This window comes from Bacillus cihuensis (genome assembly GCF_000504145.1).
GTDB classification, from domain to species: Bacteria; Bacillota; Bacilli; order Bacillales; family DSM-1321; genus Peribacillus; species Peribacillus huizhouensis.
In genome coordinates this window covers 1-1,225 of the sequence record NZ_AYSD01000037.1, presented here as the reverse complement: position 1 = coordinate 1,225, position 1,225 = coordinate 1, and the positions used below count along the sequence as shown (strand labels likewise).

Here is a 1,225-nt window from a genome sequence, read left to right as displayed (position 1 = left end):
GTCTCCCCCTGTGAGAGTAGGACATTGCCAGGCAGTTTAATTCTAAACTATATTGTGTTATTCCGCAGTAGCTCAGTGGTAGAGCATTCGGCTGTTAACCGAACGGTCGTAGGTTCGAATCCTACCTGCGGAGCCATATGGAGAGCTGTCCGAGTGGCCGAAGGAGCACGATTGGAAATCGTGTAGACGGGTAACCCTGTCTCAAGGGTTCAAATCCCTTGCTCTCCGCCATTCTAATTAATATGGCCCCTTGGTCAAGCGGTTAAGACACCGCCCTTTCACGGCGGTAACACGGGTTCGAATCCCGTAGGGGTCACCATATTGGAGGATTAGCTCAGCTGGGAGAGCATCTGCCTTACAAGCAGAGGGTCGGCGGTTCGATCCCGTCATCCTCCACCATTAAAATTTTAGTTGAAACCTAATATTCTTATTATCGCGGGGTGGAGCAGTCTGGTAGCTCGTCGGGCTCATAACCCGAAGGTCGCAGGTTCAAATCCTGTCCCCGCAATCTGGTCCGGTAGTTCAGTTGGTTAGAATGCCTGCCTGTCACGCAGGAGGTCGCGGGTTCGAGTCCCGTCCGGACCGCCATTTTTATTAGTAGTTAAACTTACTGTAGATATACATTGTTTGGCTCAGTAGCTCAGTCGGTAGAGCAAAGGACTGAAAATCCTTGTGTCGGCGGTTCGATTCCGTCCTGAGCCATCATGAACTTAATATGGAGGGGTAGCGAAGTGGCTAAACGCGGCGGACTGTAAATCCGCTCCTTCGGGTTCGGCAGTTCGAATCTGCCCCCCTCCACCATTTATAATATAGGGGTATAGTTTAAAGGTAGAACAAAGGTCTCCAAAACCTTCGGTGTGGGTTCAATTCCTACTACCCCTGCCAACTCAAAATTCATATTACATCATGGCGATTGTGGCGAAGTGGTTAACGCACCTGATTGTGGTTCAGGCATTCGTGGGTTCGATTCCCATCAGTCGCCCCATTTTAAACATAATAAATTGATTATTGAATATATATGTAACAATGGGCTATAGCCAAGCGGTAAGGCAACGGATTTTGATTCCGTCATGCGAAGGTTCGAATCCTTCTAGCCCAGCCATATGCGGAAGTAGTTCAGTGGTAGAATACAACCTTGCCAAGGTTGGGGTCGCGGGTTCGAATCCCGTCTTCCGCTCCAAATTATGGCGGCATAGCCAAGCGGTAAGGCAGAGGTCTGCAAAAC

General features: G+C 49.5%; 12 tRNA genes. All 12 read left to right on the top strand.

The features are described 5' to 3' along the window. Positions 1–61 precede the first annotated feature (61 nt). The 12 genes from V179_RS0105530 to V179_RS0105475 all read left to right on the top strand — a co-directional run bounded on the left by V179_RS0105530 (position 62) and on the right by V179_RS0105475 (position 1,180). A tRNA-Asn gene (locus V179_RS0105530) sits at positions 62–136 on the top strand. Positions 137–139: 3 nt separating this feature from the next. Further along, positions 140–231, top strand: a tRNA-Ser gene (locus V179_RS0105525). 13 nt (positions 232–244) lie between these two features. Continuing rightward, a tRNA-Glu gene (locus V179_RS0105520) sits at positions 245–319 on the top strand. A 4-nt stretch (positions 320–323) separates the two neighbouring features. After that, positions 324–399: transfer RNA gene (locus tag V179_RS0105515), tRNA-Val, on the top strand. Positions 400–434: 35 nt separating this feature from the next. Then, positions 435–508, top strand: a tRNA-Met gene (locus V179_RS0105510). A gap of 3 nt (positions 509–511) precedes the next feature. Further along, positions 512–588, top strand: a tRNA-Asp gene (locus tag V179_RS0105505). Positions 589–629: 41 nt separating this feature from the next. After that, positions 630–702 (top strand) — tRNA-Phe (locus tag V179_RS0105500). A 15-nt stretch (positions 703–717) separates the two neighbouring features. Then, positions 718–801: transfer RNA gene (locus V179_RS0105495), tRNA-Tyr, on the top strand. 10 nt (positions 802–811) lie between these two features. Next, a tRNA-Trp gene (locus V179_RS0105490) sits at positions 812–885 on the top strand. A 24-nt stretch (positions 886–909) separates the two neighbouring features. After that, positions 910–985: transfer RNA gene (locus V179_RS0105485), tRNA-His, on the top strand. Between the two features lie 42 nt (positions 986–1,027). Next, positions 1,028–1,102: transfer RNA gene (locus V179_RS0105480), tRNA-Gln, on the top strand. Positions 1,103–1,105: 3 nt separating this feature from the next. After that, a tRNA-Gly gene (locus tag V179_RS0105475) sits at positions 1,106–1,180 on the top strand. The last annotated feature ends 45 nt before the right edge of the window (positions 1,181–1,225 follow it).